Source organism: Okeania sp. SIO3B5 (assembly GCF_010692555.1).
Lineage (GTDB): Bacteria > Cyanobacteriota > Cyanobacteriia > Cyanobacteriales > Microcoleaceae > Okeania.
In genome coordinates this window covers 1-5,485 of sequence record NZ_JAAHHG010000615.1, presented here as the reverse complement: position 1 = coordinate 5,485, position 5,485 = coordinate 1, and the positions used below count along the sequence as shown (strand labels likewise).

The 5,485-nt window shown below is 37.6% G+C and carries 2 protein-coding genes; one reads left to right on the top strand and one right to left on the bottom strand.

Features of this window, described 5'->3' with window-relative positions; translation table 11 throughout:
- Positions 1–69, bottom strand: a 69-nt coding sequence (locus tag F6K54_RS43570; RefSeq protein WP_366558372.1) for a hypothetical protein, incomplete at its 3' end; no start/stop codon positions are given.
- Between the two features lie 1,786 nt (positions 70–1,855).
- On the opposite strand from F6K54_RS43570, the gene F6K54_RS39415 reads away from it, so the two are divergent.
- Complete coding sequence (locus tag F6K54_RS39415) at positions 1,856–5,212, top strand: alpha-mannosidase (RefSeq protein WP_293089711.1); 3,357 nt, start codon at positions 1,856–1,858, stop codon at positions 5,210–5,212.
- Positions 5,213–5,485 lie beyond the last annotated feature (273 nt).

The window sequence follows — 5,485 nt, the reverse complement described above, 5'->3', positions numbered from 1 at the left end:
GGGGTTGAGTGCTTGAATAATTTGATCGATTTTACCTTCAGTTTTATCTTTTACCCAATTATTGATAATTTTCGGACTCTCAGGATCGTTAAAGTCAATTTCTCTTACCTGACTCTGATAAAAATCTATGGTGTAGAAAAATATAAAAAGATTGCTGAATTAAGCTGGAGTGAATCAGAAAAAAGATCAGGTAAAACAATTAAAATTAAAGGTTTTCCAAGGGATAAAAAAGCGAGTGCGTAATTATGAGGTCCCCTCAGAATGTAAGACGCACTCAAGACAGTGAAGCTTTTCTGGGCAACTGTTTCTACCAACAGAACAGAATACATTGCTACTAATGACCTGAGCCAATGCAGTAAAGATGATGTAGAATTTGAATCTCAAACCAGATGGAAAATTGAAGAATTTCACAGAAAAATTAAGCAATTAACACTTTCTTTGCTCCTGTCAATGTCGTCTGAAACAAATTCAAATAAATCATATTACTTGTGGGATGTTAGTCTGGAATTTCTTATGCATATTAGCAGTAAAAATAGGAAAAACTATTTATACAGTCAAACATGAATTACTAGGCGTGATTATCTGCTCCAAGAACTGAAGAAACCTACAATCAAATTCAGAGCTGTTTTTATTTGATAGGTATTTTTTGACTCTTGTTTTCATAATGATACTTGTCTTGAGGCGTTAGCGGAGCTTTGCGTCAGCAATCGCTCTCTATTTTTAAGCGTTAGCGGAGCTTTGCGTCAGCAATCGCTCTACATTACCATACGCTATATATAGTGTCTTTGCGTAAGTCCTGATTTTATGAACCTCAAAAAAATAAGTGATTGCAGGCTGTAATATTCGCAATAAAAGCAAAACAATATTTGTTTGTGATTTCATAGATTAAAGTGATTGTAGATAGCCAGATTAACTAGGGCTTGCGCTCATAAAATTGTAATCAATATCTGTAAAGGCTTTCAGGGTTAAATATTGCTGAGGGGGTGCAAGGTTTTTGGCTGTTTTTGCCTCAAAATGCTAATACTTTTCCCCTGAAAATGCCGAAAACTTGGCCGTAGCAGATAGTCTAAACTGTTGCCTTTCGGAGCTGTTGCCTACCCTTACCACTCATACTTTTTCAGCAAACCCTAACTATAAATAGGGCTTGCGCTCATAAAATTGTAATCAATACCTGTAAAGGCTTCCAGGGTTTTTTGTTATGAAAAAATGTAAGGTTTTTGGCTATTGTTGCCTCAAAATGCTAATACTTTTCCCCTGACAATGCCGAAAATTTGGCCGTAGCAGATAGTCTAAACTGTTCCCAGTTAAGTGTTCCCTGTTCCCTATTATCACCATCAGACTTTTGAGCGCAAACCCTAAATACTCCCGTATCAGTTATCGATCAAGGTCCGACGCGATCGCATAGTCTCCATTTGAAATTATCTTCTTGGTCATTTGTCAAAAAATTTAGATGCGTTGACCCTGGACGAAAAACTCCCAATATATAAATTGTCTCACAATTTTTTGAGGAAAGCAAGGCAAAAAACCTCACAGATTTTTTTTTGTGCTTCACAAAATGCTTTATTTGACTCCACTGAAACGAATATTTTCTCTATAGCAATATGATTTTAGTTGTGAGATATTGGAGAATTTTGTTCTAGGGAATAGGTATGGAGGGAAGAAACGAATACATAAGAATAAGAAAACTGCGATATTCTATGCTTTAAAGGAACACCTCAATTCTCACATCTGATTACCTGATTGCTATATCTTCTCAGTTAAGTGGAGCGATAGCTTATATCCTATCTATTCTATTCTTCTTTCTTCTGCTATATACTCGCTCTAACCAGATCAATAATCAAGAAATCAAAACTTTATGCAACTTCCTATCAAAGAAATTTCAACAACTATAGAAAAACTACGAAAACTAACCCAAGTAGATATTCAAAGACAATGGCGATACCGACAAAGAGATATACCTTTAACCGCACTTGAAAATTTAGATACTTGGGAGTTAGCCGTAACAAATGAGAGAAAACATATTGCCTGGACAAAAGGTAAACAGATTTTATGGTTAGGGCAAAAATTGATAATTCCCTCACACTTAAACGACTATTTTTTAGCTGATTTATCTTTAAAATTAGGTTTAACTTGGTGGGCAGAATCTGCGGAAATTTATGTGAATGGAAAATTAGTACAAACAGGAGATTTATTTGACTGTTCAAGTCGAATTTTACTGAGTCGAAAGGCGATAGTTGGGGAGACTTTTTTAATTGGGATTAAGTTGGTAAGTCCGGTACATGATTGGGGAGCTTTGGTAAAGTCTTGGTGCGTGTATGAAAATGTGGATAATTATCAGCTAGACCCTGGTTTTTTGGCAGATGAGTTAGAAATTTTAGTTGAATATTTGGCAAAGGTTCAGATTGAGAATGACTTAGATATAGACAGAATAAAAGATGCGGTGAATTTGATAGATTGGCATTCAGTTGGAGAGAGGAAAAAGTTTGAAGAGTGTCTGAAAAAAGTTAATGTTGAAATAGCCAAAATTTCTGAGAAGTATATTAATAGTTTAAAACTGAAATTATTGGGTCATGCTCATTTAGATTTAGCTTGGTTATGGGATGTAAAAGAAACTTGGGAAGTGGCGCAACGAACTTTTGAGTCTGTATTGAATTTACAACATGATTTTCCAGAACTTATTTTCTGTCATTCGACTCCGGCACTATATGAATGGATAGAAATAAATCGACCAGATTTATTTAATAGAATTAAAGGGCAAGTTGAGTTGGGAAAGTGGGAGTTTGTTGGGGGTTTGTGGGTAGAACCAGAGTTAAATACGGTGAGTGGGGAATCAATTGTTCGGCAGGTTTTATATGGTCAAGGTTATTTTTGGGAAAAGTTTGGCAGATTTTCTCTTGTAGCTTGGTTGCCTGATAGTTTTGGTTTTTGTTGGCAACTTCCGCAAATTCTTCAGGGTGGGGGTATGGAATATTTTGTGACTCAAAAGTTGCGTTGGAATGATTTGATGGAGTTTCCTTTTGAGGTTTTTTGGTGGGAAGGTCTGGATAAAAGTCGGATTTTTAGTTTGATGTTACCGCCGATAGGAGAGGGTATTGATGTTGTGAAGATGGGAAGGTTTGCTTGTGAATGGTTGGTGAAAACTGGCAGGAAAAATGTTTTGTGGTTGCCTGGGGTGGGAGACCATGGTGGGGGGCCGACTCGGGATATGTTGGAGGTAGGAAAAAGATGGCGGGAGTCTGGTTTTTTTCCTTTGTTGGAGTTTACGACTGCTGAGAAATTTTTGATGGAGTTGGCAGGGGAAAGTTCTGATGATTATCCTATTTGGCGGGATGAACTTTATTTGGAGTTTCATCGGGGTTGTTATACGACTCATGCGGATCAAAAGAGATGGAACCGCTGTTGTGAGGGTTTGTTGTATGAGGCGGAGTTGTTTGCTGTTTTTGCTTCGGTTTTGACTGGGACTTTTTATCGTAAGAGTGATTTGGAGGTTGCTTGGAAGGGGGTTTTGTTTAATCAGTTTCACGATATTTTGCCTGGTTCGGCTATTTCTGATGTTTATGTGGATGCTAATGGTAGTTGGAGGGAGTCTGAACGGCTGGGGTGGGAAATTTTGAATGAGGCGATGGAGGCGATCGCTTCTGATGTGGATCTTTGTCCGCCTTTTTCGTTTGATTCTGGTGAGGGTGGGATGTTTTTTCCGGTTATTGTTTTTAATTCTCTGAATTGGCAACGTTCGGAATTGGTTTCGGTTGCTTTGCCAGCGCCTCCGGAAAAAAAGGATAGTTGGGCAGGGACGTTCCATGCAAAGTCCGGTGCAACTCTGGGTGGGCGACAGACGAAAGGGAAGGTGTATCAAGGGAGGGAGCAGGGAGAGGGTTTGGATATGGATAATTATTCTGCTGGTATGCAAAACGATGGAAATGACTGGCTAGTTTATGACAATGAGGGAAGATTAGTTAGTTCTCAGGTATCGGATAAGGATTTGTTGTTTATTGCTTCTGATGTACCTGGGGTTGGTTATCGAGTGTTTTGGTTGTGTTGCGGGTTTTCAGATTTGGACAAAAGACTATATATGAGCGCACCTATTCCCCATTTTACAGAAAGGATAGCAGAAAAATTTGAGTCTGTCAATACTGTTAGTTTAAATGGTGAAAGATGGCTTTTAGAGAATGATTTATTACGGGTAAAGGTGGAGGCTGAAACGGGAAATTTGGAGAGTATTTTTGACAAGATTAATGAACGGGAAGTTTTGGGAAAAGGGAAGGGGAATGAATTGCAAGCTTTTGAAGATGAGGGTCAATATTGGGATGCTTGGAATATCGATCCAAATTATCAAGAATATCCTTTAGCTCCTGCAAAATTAATAGATATTGGGTGGGTGGAAAAAGGAGATTTAAGAAGTTGTCTGCGGGTTATTAGAAGAATAGGAAAGTCTGAGTTTTGTCAGGATTATATTCTGGAATTTGCTTCTCCACTGCTAAAAATTAAATGTTGGGTAAATTGGCAGGAAAGTCATACTTTAGTTAAAGCTGCTTTTCCTATAAATATAGAAACGGATTTTGTTACTTATGAAATTCCTTGTGGAGCAATTAAGAGAATGACTAAGTTTCAGACAGAAAGAGATAAAGCAAAATGGGAAGTTCCTGCTTTACGTTGGGCGGATATTAGTGATGATAATTATGGGGTAAGTTTGTTGAATGATTGTAAGTATGGATATGATGCAAAGTCAGATGAATTACGTTTAACTTTATTAAGGGGTTCGACTTGGCCTGATGAGGAGGCTGATGTGGGAATTCACGAATTTACTTATGCTATTTATCCTCATTTGGGAAGTTGGGAAAGTGCTGGTACTGTGCAACGGGGTTATGAGTTAAATTTGCCTTTGCTTGTTAAGGTAATGCCGTGGATTAGTTCTGAAAAATCTGGTGGAAGGTTGCCACAAATTTATCGTTTCTTGGGTTGGGAAACTGATAATTTAATTTTGATGGCGTTGAAGCGGTCAGAGAATAATCAATATTGGGTTTTAAGGTGTTATGAATGTTTGGGAAGAGAGGCAATTTTGAATTTGGAAAGTGATGCTGGTTTGGCAGTAGGAAAAGTTGTTGATTTGTTGGAGCGAGATGTTGCTGAATCTTCTGTTGATTTTGAGGGTAGAAGTTGTGAAATTTTACCTTGGAAAATAATGAGTTTTTCTCTGGATTTTATGGTGTGATTAATTTGAGAAATGTTGTGAATTGAAGTGAAAATTTCTCTATAAATAGGGCTTGCTGATTAAATCTAAAACCCACATTCCGCACGACAAAATGTAGTACATAAAGAGGTAAGCATTCAGCCGTCAGCTATCAGCTATCAGAAGAGTGCTTTTATCACTCACTAAAAGCAATATTTAATTAAGCTAGAAAAATCTGACTAAAAGTCAGTTCCAAAGTCTATATTCATTTAAAACTTGTCCTTAAGCACAAGGTATTATTGCTGAAGTCCGCAG

Coding starts and splice junctions, on each gene's coding strand:
- F6K54_RS39415 (WP_293089711.1), top strand. CDS start 1,856: ATGCAACTTCCTATCAAAGAAATTTCAACAACTATAGAAAAACTACGA.